The organism is Streptomyces sp. GSL17-111 (genome assembly GCF_037911585.1).
Classification (GTDB): domain Bacteria; phylum Actinomycetota; class Actinomycetes; order Streptomycetales; family Streptomycetaceae; genus Streptomyces.
The window spans coordinates 2,934,252-2,950,824 of sequence record NZ_JBAJNS010000001.1 but is presented as its reverse complement, the minus strand read 5'-3'; the positions used below and the strand labels follow the sequence as shown (position 1 = coordinate 2,950,824).

Here is a 16,573-nt window from a genome sequence, read left to right as displayed (position 1 = left end):
CCAGGAACTGACGGCGCGTCGGTTCTGCGGGGGAGTCTGGGGCAAAGCAGGGCTGCTGGTGGGCGAAATCCCGGAAACTTGGTCCAGAAATGTTCCGGCTTATGCCCCGGGCACGACCGCCGGGGGACGAAGTGGTGTGCCTTTCGGCGGGGCGGGGTGATCCCGGCGTGTCGGCTCAGGCGCCGTCGGGGGCGGAGAAGAGGGTGTTGTCGGCCGGTACGCCGGTGCGGTCGGCGCCGTCGGAGCGGTAGCGCCAGCTGAACGGCAGCCCGTGCGCCTGCCGGCAGTCCGGGCCCGTCATGAACTGGACGTGCAGGTGCGGCTCGGAGGAGTTGCCCGAGTTGCCGCAGCGGGCGAGCGGCTCGCCGACGGAGACCCGGTCCCCCGGCGCGACGGTGAGCGAGCCGCGCCGCAGGTGGGCGAGGAGGGCGAACGTCCCGCCGCCGAGATCGAGCACCACGTGGTTGCCCAGCAGGTTCCGGGCGCCGAAGAGCTGCCGCACGAAGCCCTCCACCAACAGGTAGCCCAGCGCGGGCCAGGACGTGCGGCTGAGGTGGTCCCGCGCTCCGTCGCTCACGCGCACGACCACACCGTCGCCGGGGGCGAGCACCGGCACGCCGAAGGCGGGGAACTCCTCCGGGGGGCGGGCGAGGGGCCACCAGGCGAACCCGGGCCGGTCCGTGCCCTCGGGGTCCTCGGGCTCGTGGACGACGTCGACGGCGAAGGTCTGCGCGCACGTGTGCGTGCCGTGGCTCGGGGTCCGCGCGGCCGGGCTGTTGAGCGCCCGCCACCGGCCCGTGACGGGGACGGCCACGGCCACCGGCTCCGCACCGGCCTGCACGCGCCGCCGGGCGCGGTGGTGCAGCAGGTGCCCGATGCCCGACAGCACCAGCAGCACCAGCCCCAGCAGCCACACGGCCATCGACCAGGTGACCAGGAAGACGCACAGGGCGCCCACCGCCAGCAGCACGTTGCGCCACCTGCGCATGCCCGCACGCTCCTTCACTCACCGCTCCGGCCCGTCCGGCCGACGCCACCCACCGTAGGACCCGGCGGGGGTGCTCCGGCGTGACGGATGTCAGCGGCCGGTCGACGACGGCGCGGTCGAGGTCGGCGCGGTCGACGAGCGGTCGTCCGGCTCCCCGACGGCGGCGGCGTCCTCGGCCTCGGCGTCCTCCGCGTCCTCGGCGTCGTCCGCCGGGGCGCGCTGGCCGGGCACGGCCACCGCCGGACGGCGTCGGAAGCGGGCCGTGAGGCCGGAGACGCGGGCGCCGAGCCAGACCAGGAAGACGGTGGGGAGGAAGACGGCGTCGGCCGCGATCATCGCCAGGGAGAAGAACGGCAGCCCGAGGAGGACGGCGATGGAGAGGTGCTCGACGATCATGACGGCGAGCAGGACGTTCTTCACCCGGCGGTTGAACAGGGTGAAGGGGAAGGCGACCTGGACGATGACCGTGCCGTAGGTGATCAGCATGATCATGGTGCCGTGGGAGCCCAGGGCCTCGGAGAGAGCGGGCCAGGGCGAGAAGTAGTCCAGGTGCATCGGGTAGTAGACGGCGGTGCCGTCCTGCCAGCGCGAGCCCTGCACCTTGTACCAGCCGGCGGTGGCGTAGATGAGGCACACCTCGGCGATGATCACCAGCAGGGCGCCGTTGTGCACGAGGTTCGCCAGGGCGTCGAGCGTCGTGCGCGGCGCCCCGGGGGCGTGGCGGCGCACGACCCACCAGGCGGCCTGGGCGACCCACAGGAGGGCGAAGACGACCGCCCAGCCGGGCGCGAGCAGCCCGAGGCCGAGGCAGGTCACGAGCGCGACGCCGGTGAGGGCGGCGAGGACGACGCCGGTGGCGTCCGCGCCCCGGTCCGGCTGCGGACGCCGCCGGGCCCGGCGCGCGTCCAGCGACCACACCCGCCCGCAGCGCGTGAGGACGAGGTACATGGCCATGAGGTGGATGACGTTGTCACCGCCGTCCCCCATGAAGACGCTGCGGTTCTGCAGCGACAGCACGCCGATCATGAAGAAGACGGACATCGTGCGGGTGCGCCAGCCCACGAGGAGACCGGCGCTCGCGGCGACGGCGAACAGGTACACGGCCTCGAACCAGAGCGTGCTGTCGGACCACAGCAGGACGGTGAAGGCGTCGTTGTCACCGATCAGGCGCTCGGCGAGGGTGAAGCTCCACGGCGAGTCGGGGCCGTAGAGCTCGTGGCGGTGCGGGATCTCGCGCAGCAGGAAGAACAGCCAGGTCGCGGCGAAGCCGATGCGGACGATCGCCGTCTGGTACGGGCCGAGGGCCGTCCCGGTGACGCGCAGGAAGCCGGTCAGCAGGGCGCGGTCGAAGCGCATCGCGAAGGACGGCCTGCGGGTGGAGCCCGCGGGCGGCGGGGTGGCGGGGGCGGCGGGCGGCACCGGGTGCGTCATCGGGCGGCCTCCGGGATGTCGGCGCTGACGACGGGCCACCACGGCAGCACGCGGTAGCGGGTCTCGGTGTTCACGGACTCCTTGCTCCACGGCGGCGGTTCGACCGTGCGGCGGGCGGAGCGGAGCTGGACCTTCGTCACCCGGTCGGCGCCCAGCCGGGGGCCGAGGCGGAGCATGACGATCCGCTTGAGGTAGCTCTCGGACATCTCGCCGCGCGATCCGTTGGGGCGGTTGTCGTCGTCGTGCGAGCCGGTGAAGAAGTCCCAGGCGCGCCGGAGCTCGTTCTGGTTGGTGTGGCTGGGGAAGGGGTTGCCGCGAATGCTCTCGGCGTCCATCGCGGTGAGGTCGACCCAGCCGGTGCGCCGCAGGGAGCCGTCCTCGTCACGTATCTCCGCGCGGGCGTGCACGGCGATGTTCTGCTGGAGGGGGTTCGGGGCGAACAGCTTCCAGTTCTGCTCGAACTCCGGGTAGATGTAGTCGTCGAGCGTCTCGTCGTGCTGCCGACTGAGGGTGTTCGACGGCGCGACGTGCAGGAAGACGGCGCCCAGGTGCGCGGCGACGGCGACGGCGACGGCCGCGGCGGCGGCGACGAGCAGCAGCTTCGGGAGCAGCGGCAGCGCCAGGACGCCCGCCGCGCCGTCGCCCTGCTCGGCGCGCGCGGTGGCCTCGGTGGCCTCCGGGGGGCCGCCCTCGCCCGCCGGGGCGCTGTCCGCGCGGGGGGCGTCGGCGGGCGGCTCCTCCGAGCCCGCCGCCACGCGCGGCCACGGCTCCGCGGGTGGTCGCGGTGCCGGTGGCCTGTCGTTGGACTCCATGCGCTCCCCGTCTCCCTCGGTGCGGTCCCCCCAGAGGTTAGCCACTCCTTGACAGCGGGGGCCGGTCGCGCCAATCATTGAACCGAACGATCGGTCGGTTGGTGCGACGCGACGGGACGACGGAGGGGCTCAGCATGACGACAGTGCTGCCGGGACACGGCCCAGAGGCACCGGGGGAGGCGGAGACCGAGGCGTTCCAGGCCGCCTTCGACGCCGCCGTCGCGGCCGACGAGCGCATCGAGCCGCGCGACTGGATGCCCGACGCCTACCGGGCCACCCTCGTCCGGCAGATCGCCCAGCACGCGCACTCCGAGATCATCGGCATGCAGCCCGAGGCCAACTGGATCAGCCGGGCCCCGTCGCTGCGCCGCAAGGCCATCCTGCTGGCCAAGGTGCAGGACGAGGCGGGCCACGGCCTGTACCTCTACAGCGCCGCCGAGACGCTCGGCACCGGCCGGGACGAGCTGCTCGACAAGCTGCACAACGGCCGCCAGAAGTACTCCTCGATCTTCAACTACCCGACGCTGACCTGGGCCGACGTCGGTGCGATCGGCTGGCTCGTGGACGGCGCGGCGATCACCAACCAGGTGCCGCTGTGCCGCTGCTCCTACGGGCCCTACGCGCGGGCCATGATCCGCATCTGCAAGGAGGAGTCCTTCCACCAGCGCCAGGGCTACGAGCTGCTGCTCGCCCTCAGCCGGGGCACCGAGGCGCAGAAGGCCATGGCGCAGGACGCGGTGGACCGCTGGTGGTGGCCGTCGCTCATGATGTTCGGCCCGCCGGACGACGAGTCGGCGCACTCCGCGCAGTCCATGGCGTGGAAGATCAAGCGGCACTCGAACGACGAGCTGCGCCAGCGCTTCGTCGACATCTGCGTGCCGCAGGCCGAGTCGCTCGGCCTCACCCTGCCCGACCCGGAGCTGCGGTGGAACGAGGAGCGCGGGCACCACGACTTCGGCCCGATCGACTGGTCGGAGTTCCAGCAGGTGCTCAAGGGCAACGGCCCGTGCAACGAGCAGCGGATCAGTCAGCGCCGGGCGGCGCACGAGAACGGCGCCTGGGTGCGCGGGGCAGCGGCGGCGTACGCCACCAAACACGCCACCGAGCACGCCACCCAGCACACCGGCGCGCGGAGCGGGGAGGCAGCATGAGCGGGACATCGTCCGAATGGCCGCTGTGGGAGGTCTTCGTGCGCGGACGGCGCGGGCTGTCCCACACGCACGCCGGAAGCCTGCACGCGCCGGACGCGCAGATGGCCCTGCGCAACGCGCGTGACCTCTACACCCGGCGCAACGAGGGCGTCTCCCTGTGGGTCGTGCCCTCCGCGCAGATCACCGCCTCCTCGCCGGACGAGAAGGACCCCTTCTTCGCGCCCTCGGCCGACAAGCCCTACCGCCACCCGACGTTCTACGAGGTCCCCGAGGGGGTGGAGAACCTGTGAGCACCGCAGCCCGCCCGGACAGCCCCGGGAACATGGCGACGCTGCCCCTCGGGGACGACGCCCTGATCCTCGCCCAGCGGCTCGGCGAGTGGGCCGGTCACGCTCCGGAGCTGGAGGAGGAGGTCGCGCTCGCCAACATCGCGCTGGACCTCCTCGGCCAGGCCCGCACCCTGCTGACGCTCAGCGGCGACGAGGACGAGCTGGCGTTCCGCCGCGAGGAGCGGGACTTTCGCAACGTGCAGCTCGTGGAGCAGCCGAACGGGGACTTCGCCCACACCATCGCCCGCCAGCTCTACTTCTCCACCTACCAGGAGCTGCTGTACGGGCAGCTCGCGGGCGGCACGGAACCGCTCTCCGCCCTGGCCGCGAAGGCCGTCAAGGAGTGCGCCTACCACCGGGACCACGCCGAGCAGTGGACGCTGCGCCTGGGCGACGGCACCGAGGAGAGCCACCGGCGCATGCAGACCGCGCTGGACGCCCTGTGGCGGTACACGGGCGAGCTGTTCCGGCCGGTCGAGGGCCTGGACGTCGCCTGGGACACCCTGGAGGACACCTGGCGCACCAGCGTCACCGGCATCGTCACGCAGGCCACGCTGACCGTGCCGAAGGGCCCGCAGGCCGCGCCGTGGGCCGCCGGGGCCGGGCGGCAGGGCGTCCACACCGAGCCCTTCGGGCGGCTGCTCGCCGAGATGCAGCACCTGCACCGCAGCCACCCGGGGGCGTCGTGGTGACCGGGACCCGCGCCGACATGACGGCGCTGGAGGCGGAGCTGTGGGAGCTGGCCGGTGCCGTGCCGGACCCGGAGCTGCCGCAGGTCGGCCTCGCCGAGCTGGGCGTCCTGCGGGCGGTGCACGTCACCGGCCCGGGGCGGGTGGAGGTGGAGCTGACGCCGACCTACACCGGCTGCCCCGCCGTGGAGACGATGGCCGCCGACGTGGAGCGGGTGCTGCACGCGCGCGGCATGCCGGAGGTCGCCGTGCGCACGGTGCTGGCGCCGGCCTGGAGCACGGACGACATCACCGCCGAGGGGCGCCGCAAGCTCGCCGAGGCGGGCATCGCGCCGCCCCGGCCACTGCGGGACGCGGACGGCGGGGCCGTCCCCCTCACCCTCGCCATCCGCTGCCCGCACTGCGGCTCCACGGACACCGCGCTGCTGAGCCGCTTCTCCTCCACCGCCTGCAAGGCGCTGCGTCGCTGCACCGCCTGCCTGGAGCCGTTCGACCACTTCAAGGAGCTGTGATGATCTTCCATGCGCTCCGCGTCTCGGCGGTCGAGCGGCTCACCGACGACGCCGTGGCCGTGACGTTCGCGGTCCCGCCCGAGCTGCGGGAGACCTTTCTCCACCGGCCCGGACAGCACCTCACCCTGCGCCGGGTCATCGACGGCACGGAGGTGCGGCGCACGTACTCGATCTGCACCCCGGCCGGGCCCGAGCCGCTGCTGAAGGTGGGCATCCGGCACGTCGAGGCGGGCGCGTTCTCGTCCTGGGCGCTCAAGGAACTGGCCGTCGGCGACGAGGTCGACGTCATGCCGCCCACCGGCCGCTTCGTGCTGGAGCCGCGCCCCGGGCACTACGCCGCCGTCGTCGGCGGCAGCGGCATCACGCCCGTCCTGTCCATCGCCGCGACCCTGCTCGCCCAGGAGCCGGACGCGCGGTTCTGCCTCCTGCGGGCCGACCGCACGACCGCCTCGGCGATGTTCCTGGAGGAGACGGCCGAGCTGAAGGACCGCTTCCCCGAGCGGCTGCACCTGGTGCACACCCTCTCCCGGGAGGAGCGGCAGACGGGCCTGCCCACCGGACGGCTGGACGCCGCACGGCTGGCGTCCCTCCTGCCCGCCCTGCTGCCCGTGCCGGACGTCGCGGGCTGGTTCCTGTGCGGGCCCCACGGCCTGGTGGAGGGCGCCGAGGAGGCGCTGCGCACCCTCGGCGTCCCCCGGGACCGGGTGCACCAGGAGATCTTCCACGCCGCCGGGACGCCCGCACCCGCCGCACCGGCGGCCGAGGCGGAGGCGGGCCCGGAGGCGACCGTCAGCGCCACCCTGGACGGACGCGGCGGAAGCTGGCCCGCCCGCGCCGGGGAGACGGTCCTGGAGACCGTGCTGCGGCACCGCGCGGACGCCCCCTACGCGTGCAAGGGCGGGGTGTGCGGCACCTGCCGGGTCCGGCTGCTGGACGGCGAGGTGCGGATGGACCGCAACTTCGCGCTGGAGGACGACGAGCTGGCCGACGGCTACGTCCTGGCCTGCCAGTCGCGCCCGGCGACCCCGTCCGTCACCGTCGACTTCGACGCCTGACGGCGCCGGCCCCCGTCACAGGACGTGGGCGGGGTCCGCGTCGCCGGTCATCGGGCGCCCGGCGGCGGCCCAGCTCAGCATGCCGCCGTCCACGTTGACGGCGTCCACGCCCTGGGCGACGAGGAACTGCGTCACCTGCGCCGAGCGCCCGCCGACGCGGCACACCACGTAGACCCGGTCGTCCCCGGCGCGCTCGGTGACCTCCGCGGCCCGGCCGACGATCTCGCCGATCGGGACGTGGAGGGCGCCCTCGGCCCGTCCGGCGGCCCACTCGTCGGGCTCGCGGACGTCCAGCAGGAAGGCGTCGGCGGGGACGTCCCTGACGTCCACGGAGGGGATGGGGGCGTGGTTCATCGGTCTCGCGCTTCCTCTCGGGTGCGGGCGGGGTGGTGCGGGCGGTGGTGCCCGTGCCCCTAGGGTTCCAGCAGCTCGGCGAGCCGCTGCTCCCGTTCGGCGACCTGGGCGTCGAGTTGCTGGGCGATCTCGTCGAGCAGGCCGTCGGGGTCGTCGTGCGCCAGCTTCAGCATGGAGCCGATGGCGCTGTCCTCCAGCTCCCGCACGACCTGGCTGAGCCAGTCCTTGCGGGACGCCAGCCACTCCAGCCGCGCGTACAGCTCCTCGCCCCGGCTGACGGGGTCGGGCTCCCGGGGCGGCCCGGCCGCCCACTCCTCGGCGAGGGCGGCGAGCGCCTCCTCGTCGCCGTCGGCGTAAGCGCGGTTCACGCGGACGATGAACTCCTCGCGCCGCAGCCGCTCGTCCTCGTCGGTCACCAGGTCCGGGTGGGCCTTGCGGACCAGCTCGCGGTAGCGGCGGCGGGCCTCCTCACCGGGCCGGACCCGCTCCGGCGGGCGCACCGAGCGCTCGTTCAGCATGGCCTGGGCCTCCGGCGACATGCCCTCGGACTGGATCCAGCCGCCCAGCAGCTCGTCGATCCCCGGGATCGGCGCGACGGCGGCCCGCGCCTGCCGCGCGCGGCGGACGTCCTCCGGGTCCTGGCTGCGGGCGGCCACCGCCTCGGCGATCCGGGCGTCCAGCTCGTCGAGCCGCAGGTAGACGGGGCCGAGGCGCTGCTGGTGCAGCCGGGAGAAGTTCTCCACCTCGATGCGGAAGGTCTCGACCGCGATCTCGTACTCGATCAGCGCCGTCTCCGCCGCGCGGACCGCCCGTTCCAGCCGGTCCGTCCCGGACTCCGGCTGCTCGCTGTGGGCGTGCGGGGGCTGCTGTGGCGTACTCACCCGGGCCACCCTACGTGCGCGCCGCTCAGGGCTGGAACTGCTGGGGGCAGGAGGAGCCGCCCTCGGGGAGGTGGGCGTCGGCCCAGCGGGTCAGCTCGACCATGGCGGGGCGCAGGGCGAGCCCGGCCTCCGTCAGCGCGTAGGAGACGCGCAGCGGCGGGCCCTCGTCCACGGTGCGCAGCACGAGGTGCAGCGCGGCCAGCTCCCCCAGCCGGTCGGAGAGCATGCGCTCGCTGATGCCGGGGACGGCGCGGCGCAGTTCGGTGAAGTGCCCGGGGCCGCTCATCAGGGCGGCGATGATCACGCCCGTCCAGCGCTTGCCCAGCAGCTCGAAGACGCGGGTGATGCCGTGCGTGGGCGAGCTGCAGCCCGGTGACGCCGTGGACGTCCCGGCCGCTTCGGTCTGTTCGCGTGGCTCGGCCATGCGCCCAGGGTACTGCACGAGCGCAAGGGACTTCCGATTAGTAAGTAGCTGTGCTACCAATAGGTGCAGACGGAAGTGCACCCACTTACCGAGATTCCCGGACTTCCGGCCTTCCCGCCTCCCCGCCTCCCCGCCATCCTGAGGAGAACCACCATGGCCACGCTGCTGCACCTCGACACGTCCCTGAACGGCGACACCAGCGCGTCCCGCGCCGTCACGGCGGCCTTCCGCACCACCTGGGAGAACGAGCACCCCGAGGGCACGGTGATCTACCGCGACCTCTCCCAGGACCCCGTGCCGCACCTCGACGGCTCCGGCTTCGCCTCCGAGCTGCGCGAGACCCTGATCCGCGAGCTGGAGACGGCGGACGCCGTGCTCATCGGCGCCCCGATGTACAACTACGCGATCCCCTCCACCCTCAAGGCGTGGATCGACCACGTGCTCGTGATGGGCCGCACGGCCGCCGCCCCCGAGCCGAGCGCCGCCGGCACCCCGACGACGATCGTCGCCAGCCGGGGCGGCTCCTACGCGCCCGGCACCCCGCAGGAGGGCAACGACTACGTGCAGGACTACCTGCGGTACGTCTTCGCGACGCAGATGGGGCTGGACGTGGAGTTCATCGTGCCCGAGCTGACGCTGGCCCCGACCGTCCCGGCCATGGAGGAGCTGATCCCGCTCTTCGAGAAGTCCCGCGACGCCGCGCACACGGCGGCGGAGAGCCGGGCGAAGCTGCTGGCCGCCGCCCACGCCTGACCGCCGTCACCCCGGCAGGACGGGCCGCGCCCCGGCCCGTCCACGGGGAGGCGGGGCGCGTCGAACCTCGGCGGTCGACCCTCAGGCGTCAAACGTCAGACGTCAGACGTCAGGCGTCGCGTTCCCCGGCGGGCCCGAGGGCGGTGAAGGCGGCCAGCAGTCGGTCGGCCGCCAGCGATGCGGTCAGCTTCCCCGCCCGCACGTCGGCCTCCAGCCCCGGCGCCAGCTCCCGCACCGCCGGGTCGTGGGTCAGCCGGTCCAGCAGCTGGTCCCGGACCATGGACCACACCCACTCCACCTGCTGCTCGCTGCGCTTCGCGGCCAGCGCACCGGTGCCGACGAGGAGCGAGCGGTGCTGCTCGATCCGCTCCCACAGCTCCTCCAGGCCCGTGCCCTCCCGCGCGCTGCAGGTGAGGACCGGAGGGTTCCACTCCGCGTTCGGCGGCTGCAACAGCCGCAGCGCGCCCGCCAGTTCGCGGGCCGCCGCCTTCGCGTCCCGGGCGTGCGGACCGTCCGCCTTGTTGATGGCGACGACGTCCGCCAGCTCCAGGACGCCCTTCTTGATGCCCTGCAACTGGTCCCCGGTCCGGGCCAGCGAGAGCAGCAGGAAGGTGTCCGTCATCGCGGCGACCGTCGTCTCCGACTGCCCCACCCCGACCGTCTCCACCAGCACCACGTCGTACCCGGCGGCCTCCATGACGGCCATCGACTCCCGCGTCGCGCGCGCCACCCCGCCGAGCGTCCCCGACGTCGGCGAGGGCCGCACGAACGCGTTCGGGTCCACGGCGAGCCGGGCCATCCGCGTCTTGTCCCCGAGGATCGAGCCCCCGGTCCGGCCCGACGACGGGTCGACGGCCAGCACCGCCACCTTGTGGCCGAGCCCCGTCAGCAGCGTGCCCAGTGCGTCGATGAACGTCGACTTGCCCACCCCGGGCACCCCGCTGATGCCCACCCGCCGCGCCTTGCCGGCGTGCGGCAGCAGCTCCGTGAGGAGCTGCTGCGCGAGGCGCCGGTGATCGGGGCGGGTGGACTCCACGAGCGTGATCGCCCGCGCGATCCACGCCCGTGAGCCGTCCAGGACGCCCTGCACGTACGTGTCGAGGTCGGGCTTACCCTTCCTGGCAGCCATGCCCACCCGTCTACAGCTCCCCACCGGTCCTCAGAGTTCGTGGCCGAGCCCGGACGCCAGGGCGCGCACCAGGTCGTGCGCGGCCTCCGGGATGACCGTGCCCGGCAGGAACACCGCGGCGGCCCCCATCTCCCGCAGCGGCTCCACGTCGGCGGGCGGAATGACGCCGCCCACGACGATCATGATGTCCTCGCGGTCCTGCGCCGCCAGCTCCTCCCGCAGCGCGGGCACGAGCGTGAGGTGCCCGGCGGCCAGCGAGGAGACGCCGATGATGTGGACGTCGGCCTCCACGGCCTGCCGCGCCACCTCCTCCGGCGTCTGGAACAGCGGGCCGACGTCGACGTCGAAGCCGAGGTCGGCGAAGGCCGTCGCGATGACCTTCTGCCCCCGGTCGTGCCCGTCCTGACCCATCTTGGCGACGAGGATGCGCGGACGGCGGCCCTCGGCCTCCTCGAAGTCGCTCACCAGCGTGCGGGTGCCCTCCAGCGCGGAGGACTGCCCGGCCTCTTCCCGGTACACACCGGAGATGGTACGGATCTGACCCGCGTGCCGTCCGTACACCTTCTCCAACGCGTCCGAGATCTCCCCGACGGTCGCCTTCGCGCGGGCCGCGTTCACGGCCAGGTGCAGCAGGTTGCCGTCCAGGGAGCCGCCGTCCTGGTGGCCCTTCTCGGCGGCGTGCGTCAGCGCCCGCAGCGCGTCCTGCGTGACGGCCTCGTCCCGCTCCGCACGCAGCCGGCGCAGCTTGTCGATCTGCTGCGCCCGCACCGAGGAGTTGTCGACCTTCAGCACCTCGATCTGCTCGTCGCTCGCCACGCGGTACTTGTTGACGCCGATGACCGGCTGGCGGCCGGAGTCGATGCGCGCCTGGGTGCGGGCGGCGGCCTCCTCCACCCGGAGCTTGGGGATGCCCGCGTCGATGGCCTTCGCCATGCCGCCGGCCTCCTCGACCTCCTGGATGTGCTGCCAGGCCCGCCGCGCCAGGTCGTACGTCAGCCGCTCCACGTAGGCGCTGCCGCCCCACGGGTCGATGACCCGGCCGGTCCCCGACTCCTGCTGGAGCATCAGCTGGGTGTTGCGGGCGATGCGGGCGGAGAAGTCCGTCGGCAGCGCCAGCGCCTCGTCGAGCGCGTTGGTGTGCAGCGACTGGGTGTGCCCCTGGGTGGCCGCCATCGCCTCCACGCACGTGCGCGTGACGTTGTTGAAGACGTCCTGCGCCGTCAGCGACCAGCCCGAGGTCTGCGAGTGCGTGCGCAGCGACAGGGACTTGGGGTTCTTCGGGTCGAAGCCCCGGACCAGCTTCGCCCACAGCAGCCGCGCGGCGCGCAGCTTGGCGACCTCCATGAAGAAGTTCATGCCGATCGCCCAGAAGAACGACAGCCGGGGCGCGAAGGCGTCCACGTCCAGGCCCGCGCCGAGCCCCGCGCGCAGGTACTCGACGCCGTCCGCCAGCGTGTAGGCCAGCTCCAGGTCGGCCGTGGCCCCGGCCTCCTGGATGTGGTAGCCGGAGATGGAGATCGAGTTGTAGCGCGGCATCTTCTGCGAGGTGTACGCGAAGATGTCCGAGATGATCCGCATCGAGGGCTGCGGCGGGTAGATGTAGGTGTTGCGGACCATGAACTCCTTCAGAATGTCGTTCTGAATGGTTCCGGCCAGCTTCTCGGGCGGGACGCCCTGCTCCCCGGCGGCGACGATGTACAGCGCCAGGACGGGCAGGACCGCGCCGTTCATCGTCATCGACACGCTCATGCGGTCCAGCGGGATGCCGTCGAACAGCTGTCGCATGTCGTAGATCGAGTCGATCGCCACGCCCGCCATGCCGACGTCACCCGTGACACGCGGGTGGTCCGAGTCGTACCCCCGGTGCGTGGGCAGGTCGAAGGCGACGGACAGGCCCTTCTGCCCGGCCGCCAGGTTGCGCCGGTAGAAGGCGTTCGACTCCTCGGCCGTGGAGAAGCCCGCGTACTGGCGGATCGTCCACGGCTGGTTGACGTACATCGTCGGGTACGGGCCGCGCAGGTACGGCGCCGTGCCCGGATAGGTGGACAGGAAGTCCAGCCCCGCGAGGTCCTCGGCCGTGTACAGCGGCTTGACGCCGATGCCCTCCGGCGTCTCCCACACCGCGTCCTCCGGGCCCGGACCGGCCTCGCCGTCCCGCCCGGCCCGCGCCTCGGTGTACGCGGCGCGCCAGGCGTCGGCGTCCCCCTCGGGGGCCGGGGTGCCCAGCTCGATCCCGGTGAAGTCGGGGATGCTGCTCATCACTTCACTCCCAGCTCGTCCAGGACGCCGGCCAGCAGGCCCACCGCGTCCCCGCCGACGGCGACGTACCCGCCCACACCGGCTGCCTCCAGGCTCTCGCGCAGCTCACCGGGGCGCCCGGCGAGGAACACCGAGCGCGCGCCCGCCGACCGCACCGCCTGCGCGGCCGGAACGGCCTCCTCGGCGTAGACCGCGTCGCTGGAGCACAGACACACGACGGCGGCCCCGGCCTCCCGGACCGCCTCGGCGGCCCCGGCGGGGTCCGCGGCGTCCACGGGGACGAGCACCGGCTCGATGCCGCCCGCCTGGAACAGGTTGGCCGCGAACGTCGCCCGGCCGGTGTACGCGGCGGCCTTGCCCAGCGCCGCCAGCAGCACCCTCGGCCGCTCACCGGTCGCGGCGAGGTGCGCGTCCGAACGGGACCGCAGCGCCTCGTACGCCTCGTCCCTGCGCACCTGCGGCAGCCCTCCGGACAGCGGCTCCGGCGCCGGGTCGCGGCGCACCGGCTCCTCGTCCAGCAGCGGGAACTCGCTCACCCCCGTCACCGGCTCCCGGCGGTGCGCCAGCGCCTCCCGGCGGCGTTCCCAGGTGGCCGCGATCCGCTCGCCCACGACGCCGTCGCGCAGCGCCGCCTCCTGGCCGCCCGCGCCCTCGATCTCCTGGAACCACGCCCAGGCCGCCCGTGCCAGCTCCTCCGTGAGCCGCTCGACGTACCAGGAGCCGCCCGCCGGGTCGATCACCCGGGCGCAGTGCGACTCCTCGATGAGGATGGTGGAGGTGTTCCGGGCGATCCGGCGCGCGAAGGCGTCCGGCAGCCCGGCCGCGTGGTCGAAGGGCAGCACCGTGACGGAGTCGGCGCCGCCCACGCCCGCCGCGAGCGTCGCCACGGTGGTGCGGAGCATGTTCACCCACGGGTCGCGGCGCGTCACCATCACCGAGGACGTCACCGCGTGTTGCCGCTGCGCCGCCGCGCCGGTGGTGACGCCGCACGCCTCGGCCACCCGCGCCCACAGCCGGCGCGCGGCCCGCAGCTTGGCGATCGTCGTGAACTGGTCGGCCGTCGCCGCGTAGCGGAACTCCAGCTGACGGCAGGCGTCCTCGGCGCTCAGCCCGGACTCCGTCAGCGTGCGCAGGTAGGCCACCGCCGTCGCCAGCGAACAGCCCAGCTCCTGCGCCGGGGAGGCGCCGGCCTCGTGGTACGGCAGCGCGTCGACGGTCAGCGTGCGCACGCCCGGGTGGTCGCCGCCGAGACGGCCCGCCCACGCGGCGGCGGCGCCGAGCAGGGCGGCCGTCGGACCGGCGTCCCCGGTGCGGGCCAGCAGTCCCAGCGGGTCGGCGCCCAACTGGGCCCGCACCTGCGCGGCGGGCACGTCGCGCTGCGCGTACACGTCGAGGAGGACGCGGGCGGCCTCGTCGAACTCCTCTCCGGCCTCCAGCACCACGGGCGCGAGGTCGAGGTAGACGCCCTCCAACGCGGCGGGCAGAGCGCTCACCGGCAGTCCGGCCCGGCCCAGCACCAGCCACAGGGAGCTGACGCCGTTCTCCAGGTCGGCCAGCACCGCCTCGTTGGTGCGGGCGACGTCGGCGCTCCGGTGCTGCTGGCGCACGTCCCACCCGGCGGGCGAACCGCCACGGGGCGTGCCGCCGCGCACGAAGGGCGCGAAGCCCGGATACCCGGCGCCGCCCCCGGGGGCGTCGTCGGCGGTGTACAGCGGGCGGGTGCTGAGCCCGTCCTCAAGTGGGGTGGAGAGCGCCTCTTCGGCTCCTGCCCCGGTGGCCTCACTCGCGCCGGACTTCCGCAGCACACCCTCGACGAGGTGCTGCCACTGCGCGCGTGTGACTTCCGGGAACTCGGCGGCCAGAGAGAGCCCGTCATCAGGCAGGACCGTCATAGCGGCAGGCTAGGGCTTAGCACTGACGAGCGCACCGGCGATCACCTGTGACCTTGGACTCTCACCGGACGTGGGGCGCGGCACGCGGGGCGTGACGGAGCGATGCCTCCGGCACTCCGACGGGCCGGGCCGGGAAACGCGCAACGGTCGGCACCGTGAACGATGCCGACCGTTGCGTCGATGTGCGCGAGGGGGGAGTTGAACCCCCACGCCCTTTCGGGCACTGGAACCTGAATCCAGCGCGTCTGCCTATTCCGCCACCCGCGCATGGGTGTGTCGTGAGGAACCTTCCTCCGCCGTCCGGATGACTCCGTTCCGCTTCGGGCCGCTCCCTGGCGACGTCCAAAACACTAGCACGGTGCCGGGAGTGCTCTCACATCCATAACGGCCGCCCCGCGTCCACCGCCGGGTGGGGGACACTGGGAGCCGGACGCCTCTACGATCCCGTGTGAGAGGTGACACCCGCGACGTCGGGGAACGAAGCGGAACCAGCCGTTTTCCCGGCGCGTGGATACGATCAGTAAGCAGTATCGGCAGCTGCGCCCTGCCCGCCCGGCGCAGGCGTACTAGGACACCGGAAGTTGGGAAGGAGGTGCACCGTGGGAGTTCTCAAGCGCTTCGAGCAGCGTCTCGAAGGCCTCGTCAACGGCACCTTCGCCAAGGTGTTCAAGTCCGAAGTCCAGCCGGTGGAGATCGCCGGCGCGCTCCAGCGCGAGTGCGACAACAACGCCACGATCTGGAACCGGGACCGCACGGTCGTCCCGAACGACTTCATCGTGGAACTGAGCGCGCCCGACTACGAGCGGCTCGCCCCCTACGCGGGCCAGCTCAGTGACGAGCTGGCCGGCATGGTGCGCGACTACGCCAAGCAGCAGCGCTACACCTTCATGGGCTCGGTCAAGGTCCACCTGGAGAAGGCCGACGATCTCGACACCGGCCTCTACCGCGTGCGCAGCCGCACGATGGCCGCCAGCACCTCCCAGCCCGGAGCCCCGGGCGACCACGGCGGCGGCCTGCCCCCGATGCCCCAGGGCGCGCCGCGCATGCCGTCCGCCCCACCGCCCGGCGGTCCGGCGGCGGGGCCCGGAGCGCCCGGCCCGGTCCGGCGCTGGGTGGAGATCAACGGCAGCCGGCACCAGATCTCCCGCACCACCCTCGTCCTCGGGCGTTCCACCGAGGCCGACGTCCGGATCGACGATCCCGGCGTCTCCCGCAAGCACTGCGAGATCCGCACCGGCCCCACCGTCGTCGTGCAGGACCTCGGTTCGACCAACGGCATCGTGGTGGACGGACAGCGGACGACACACGCTACGCTCCGCGACGGCTCACGGATCGTCGTGGGCAGCACCACGATCATTTACCGGCAAGCCGAAGGGTGAAGCGGGGGCAATGTCAGAGCTGACCCTGACGGTCATGCGGCTGGGTTTTCTCGCCGTACTGTGGCTGTTCGTCATCGTGGCCGTACAGGTCATCCGCAGCGACCTGTTCGGCACCCGGGTCACTCAGCGGTCCGGAGCGCAGGCCCGCCGCGCCCCGGACCGTCCGCAGGCCCGTCCGCAGCAGTCCACCGGCGGCGGACGCGGCGGCGGCCGGGGCCGCCGGGGCGCGCCCACGAAGCTGGTCGTGACCGAGGGCTCCCTCACCGGCACGACCGTCGCCCTCCAGGGCCAGACGATCACCCTCGGCCGCGCCCACGACTCGACGATCGTGCTGGACGACGACTACGCGTCGAGCCGGCATGCCAGGATCTACCCGGACCGCGACGGCCAGTGGATCGTTGAGGACCTCGGCTCCACCAACGGCACGTACCTGGACCGGAGCCGACTCACCACTCCGACGCCGATCCCGCCCGGTGCGCCGTTGCGCATCGGCAAGACGGTCATCGAGCTGCGGAAGTAGACGAACATGACGACC

General features: G+C 73.3%; 17 protein-coding genes and 1 tRNA gene. 8 read left to right on the top strand and 10 right to left on the bottom strand.

From position 1 onward, the window contains the following. Window positions 1-175 precede the first annotated feature (175 nt). The 3 genes from V6D49_RS13120 to V6D49_RS13110 all read right to left on the bottom strand — a co-directional run bounded on the left by V6D49_RS13120 (window position 176) and on the right by V6D49_RS13110 (window position 3,231). Complete coding sequence (locus V6D49_RS13120; RefSeq protein ID WP_340559729.1) at window positions 176-988, bottom strand: M23 family metallopeptidase; 813 nt, start codon at window positions 986-988, stop codon at window positions 176-178. A 90-nt stretch (window positions 989-1,078) separates the two neighbouring features. Next, a complete protein-coding gene (locus tag V6D49_RS13115) occupies window positions 1,079-2,419 on the bottom strand; it encodes an HTTM domain-containing protein (RefSeq protein ID WP_445330518.1) in 1,341 nt (446 codons plus the stop codon). Continuing rightward, window positions 2,416-3,231 carry a DUF5819 family protein gene (locus V6D49_RS13110; RefSeq protein ID WP_340559727.1) on the bottom strand — a complete coding sequence of 272 codons (816 nt, stop codon included), beginning with the start codon at window positions 3,229-3,231 and terminating at the stop codon, window positions 2,416-2,418. The genes V6D49_RS13115 and V6D49_RS13110 overlap by 4 nt, the downstream gene beginning before the upstream one ends. Window positions 3,232-3,365: 134 nt before the next feature. Here V6D49_RS13110 and paaA point away from each other — a divergent pair, with 134 nt between their 5' ends. Genes paaA through V6D49_RS13085 form a run of 5 tightly spaced genes read left to right on the top strand, consistent with a single transcriptional unit; the run spans window position 3,366 to window position 6,967 of the window. Beyond that, entirely contained in the window at window positions 3,366-4,382 is a 1,017-nt protein-coding gene (paaA, locus tag V6D49_RS13105; protein WP_340559725.1) for a 1,2-phenylacetyl-CoA epoxidase subunit PaaA, read from the top strand. Further along, a complete protein-coding gene (gene paaB, locus V6D49_RS13100) occupies window positions 4,379-4,672 on the top strand; it encodes a 1,2-phenylacetyl-CoA epoxidase subunit PaaB (RefSeq protein ID WP_340559724.1) in 294 nt (97 codons plus the stop codon). The genes paaA and paaB overlap by 4 nt, the downstream gene beginning before the upstream one ends. Window positions 4,673-4,704: 32 nt before the next feature. Beyond that, window positions 4,705-5,403 (top strand): 1,2-phenylacetyl-CoA epoxidase subunit PaaC, encoded by a 699-nt coding sequence (gene paaC / locus V6D49_RS13095; RefSeq protein WP_340563957.1) that lies wholly within the window; start codon window positions 4,705-4,707, stop codon window positions 5,401-5,403. A 17-nt stretch (window positions 5,404-5,420) separates the two neighbouring features. Next, window positions 5,421-5,912: a 1,2-phenylacetyl-CoA epoxidase subunit PaaD gene (gene paaD, locus V6D49_RS13090; protein WP_340563955.1), complete on the top strand. Its 492-nt coding sequence runs from the start codon at window positions 5,421-5,423 to the stop codon at window positions 5,910-5,912. Between the two features lie 2 nt (window positions 5,913-5,914). After that, window positions 5,915-6,967: a 2Fe-2S iron-sulfur cluster-binding protein gene (locus V6D49_RS13085; RefSeq protein WP_340563953.1), complete on the top strand. Its 1,053-nt coding sequence runs from the start codon at window positions 5,915-5,917 to the stop codon at window positions 6,965-6,967. A 15-nt stretch (window positions 6,968-6,982) separates the two neighbouring features. Here V6D49_RS13085 and V6D49_RS13080 read toward each other — a convergent pair whose 3' ends face one another. Genes V6D49_RS13080 through V6D49_RS13070 form a run of 3 tightly spaced genes read right to left on the bottom strand, consistent with a single transcriptional unit; the run spans window position 6,983 to window position 8,626 of the window. Continuing rightward, a complete protein-coding gene (locus tag V6D49_RS13080) occupies window positions 6,983-7,321 on the bottom strand; it encodes a rhodanese-like domain-containing protein (protein ID WP_340559722.1) in 339 nt (112 codons plus the stop codon). A gap of 59 nt (window positions 7,322-7,380) precedes the next feature. Beyond that, complete coding sequence (locus tag V6D49_RS13075) at window positions 7,381-8,202, bottom strand: hypothetical protein (RefSeq protein WP_340559720.1); 822 nt, start codon at window positions 8,200-8,202, stop codon at window positions 7,381-7,383. A gap of 25 nt (window positions 8,203-8,227) precedes the next feature. Further along, on the bottom strand, window positions 8,228-8,626 hold the full coding sequence (locus tag V6D49_RS13070) for a winged helix-turn-helix transcriptional regulator (protein ID WP_340559719.1): 399 nt from the start codon (window positions 8,624-8,626) through the stop codon (window positions 8,228-8,230). A 153-nt stretch (window positions 8,627-8,779) separates the two neighbouring features. Here V6D49_RS13070 and V6D49_RS13065 point away from each other — a divergent pair, with 153 nt between their 5' ends. Continuing rightward, entirely contained in the window at window positions 8,780-9,379 is a 600-nt protein-coding gene (locus V6D49_RS13065) for an FMN-dependent NADH-azoreductase (RefSeq protein WP_340559718.1), read from the top strand. Between the two features lie 109 nt (window positions 9,380-9,488). Here the strand turns inward: V6D49_RS13065 and meaB are convergent, their stop codons facing one another. The 4 genes from meaB to V6D49_RS13045 all read right to left on the bottom strand — a co-directional run bounded on the left by meaB (window position 9,489) and on the right by V6D49_RS13045 (window position 14,926). Beyond that, window positions 9,489-10,508 (bottom strand): methylmalonyl Co-A mutase-associated GTPase MeaB, encoded by a 1,020-nt coding sequence (meaB, locus tag V6D49_RS13060; RefSeq protein ID WP_340559716.1) that lies wholly within the window; start codon window positions 10,506-10,508, stop codon window positions 9,489-9,491. A gap of 30 nt (window positions 10,509-10,538) precedes the next feature. Next, a complete protein-coding gene (gene scpA, locus V6D49_RS13055) occupies window positions 10,539-12,767 on the bottom strand; it encodes a methylmalonyl-CoA mutase (RefSeq protein WP_340559714.1) in 2,229 nt (742 codons plus the stop codon). Next, window positions 12,767-14,659, bottom strand: a complete 1,893-nt coding sequence (locus tag V6D49_RS13050; protein WP_340559713.1) for a methylmalonyl-CoA mutase subunit beta — start codon at window positions 14,657-14,659, stop codon at window positions 12,767-12,769. The genes scpA and V6D49_RS13050 overlap by 1 nt, the downstream gene beginning before the upstream one ends. A gap of 183 nt (window positions 14,660-14,842) precedes the next feature. Next, a tRNA-Leu gene (locus tag V6D49_RS13045) sits at window positions 14,843-14,926 on the bottom strand. Window positions 14,927-15,258: 332 nt separating this feature from the next. On the opposite strand from V6D49_RS13045, the gene V6D49_RS13040 reads away from it, so the two are divergent. Then, window positions 15,259-16,038, top strand: a complete 780-nt coding sequence (locus V6D49_RS13040) for a DUF3662 and FHA domain-containing protein (protein WP_340559712.1) — start codon at window positions 15,259-15,261, stop codon at window positions 16,036-16,038. 10 nt (window positions 16,039-16,048) lie between these two features. Continuing rightward, entirely contained in the window at window positions 16,049-16,558 is a 510-nt protein-coding gene (locus V6D49_RS13035; RefSeq protein WP_340559711.1) for an FHA domain-containing protein FhaB/FipA, read from the top strand. Window positions 16,559-16,573: the final 15 nt, after the last annotated feature.

Bases quoted from the DNA above. Each gene is read 5' to 3' on its own strand.
- V6D49_RS13115 (WP_445330518.1), bottom strand. From the start codon at position 2,419: ATGACGCACCCGGTGCCGCCCGCCGCCCCCGCCACCCCGCCGCCCGCG.
- scpA (WP_340559714.1), bottom strand. From the start codon at position 12,767: ATGAGCAGCATCCCCGACTTCACCGGGATCGAGCTGGGCACCCCGGCC.
- V6D49_RS13080 (WP_340559722.1), bottom strand. From the start codon at position 7,321: ATGAACCACGCCCCCATCCCCTCCGTGGACGTCAGGGACGTCCCCGCC.
- V6D49_RS13035 (WP_340559711.1), top strand. From the start codon at position 16,049: ATGTCAGAGCTGACCCTGACGGTCATGCGGCTGGGTTTTCTCGCCGTA.
- V6D49_RS13120 (WP_340559729.1), bottom strand. From the start codon at position 988: ATGCGCAGGTGGCGCAACGTGCTGCTGGCGGTGGGCGCCCTGTGCGTC.
- V6D49_RS13050 (WP_340559713.1), bottom strand. From the start codon at position 14,659: ATGACGGTCCTGCCTGATGACGGGCTCTCTCTGGCCGCCGAGTTCCCG.
- V6D49_RS13110 (WP_340559727.1), bottom strand. From the start codon at position 3,231: ATGGAGTCCAACGACAGGCCACCGGCACCGCGACCACCCGCGGAGCCG.
- V6D49_RS13070 (WP_340559719.1), bottom strand. From the start codon at position 8,626: ATGGCCGAGCCACGCGAACAGACCGAAGCGGCCGGGACGTCCACGGCG.
- paaB (WP_340559724.1), top strand. From the start codon at position 4,379: ATGAGCGGGACATCGTCCGAATGGCCGCTGTGGGAGGTCTTCGTGCGC.
- meaB (WP_340559716.1), bottom strand. From the start codon at position 10,508: ATGGCTGCCAGGAAGGGTAAGCCCGACCTCGACACGTACGTGCAGGGC.
- paaA (WP_340559725.1), top strand. From the start codon at position 3,366: ATGACGACAGTGCTGCCGGGACACGGCCCAGAGGCACCGGGGGAGGCG.
- paaC (WP_340563957.1), top strand. From the start codon at position 4,705: ATGGCGACGCTGCCCCTCGGGGACGACGCCCTGATCCTCGCCCAGCGG.
- V6D49_RS13065 (WP_340559718.1), top strand. From the start codon at position 8,780: ATGGCCACGCTGCTGCACCTCGACACGTCCCTGAACGGCGACACCAGC.
- paaD (WP_340563955.1), top strand. From the start codon at position 5,421: ATGACGGCGCTGGAGGCGGAGCTGTGGGAGCTGGCCGGTGCCGTGCCG.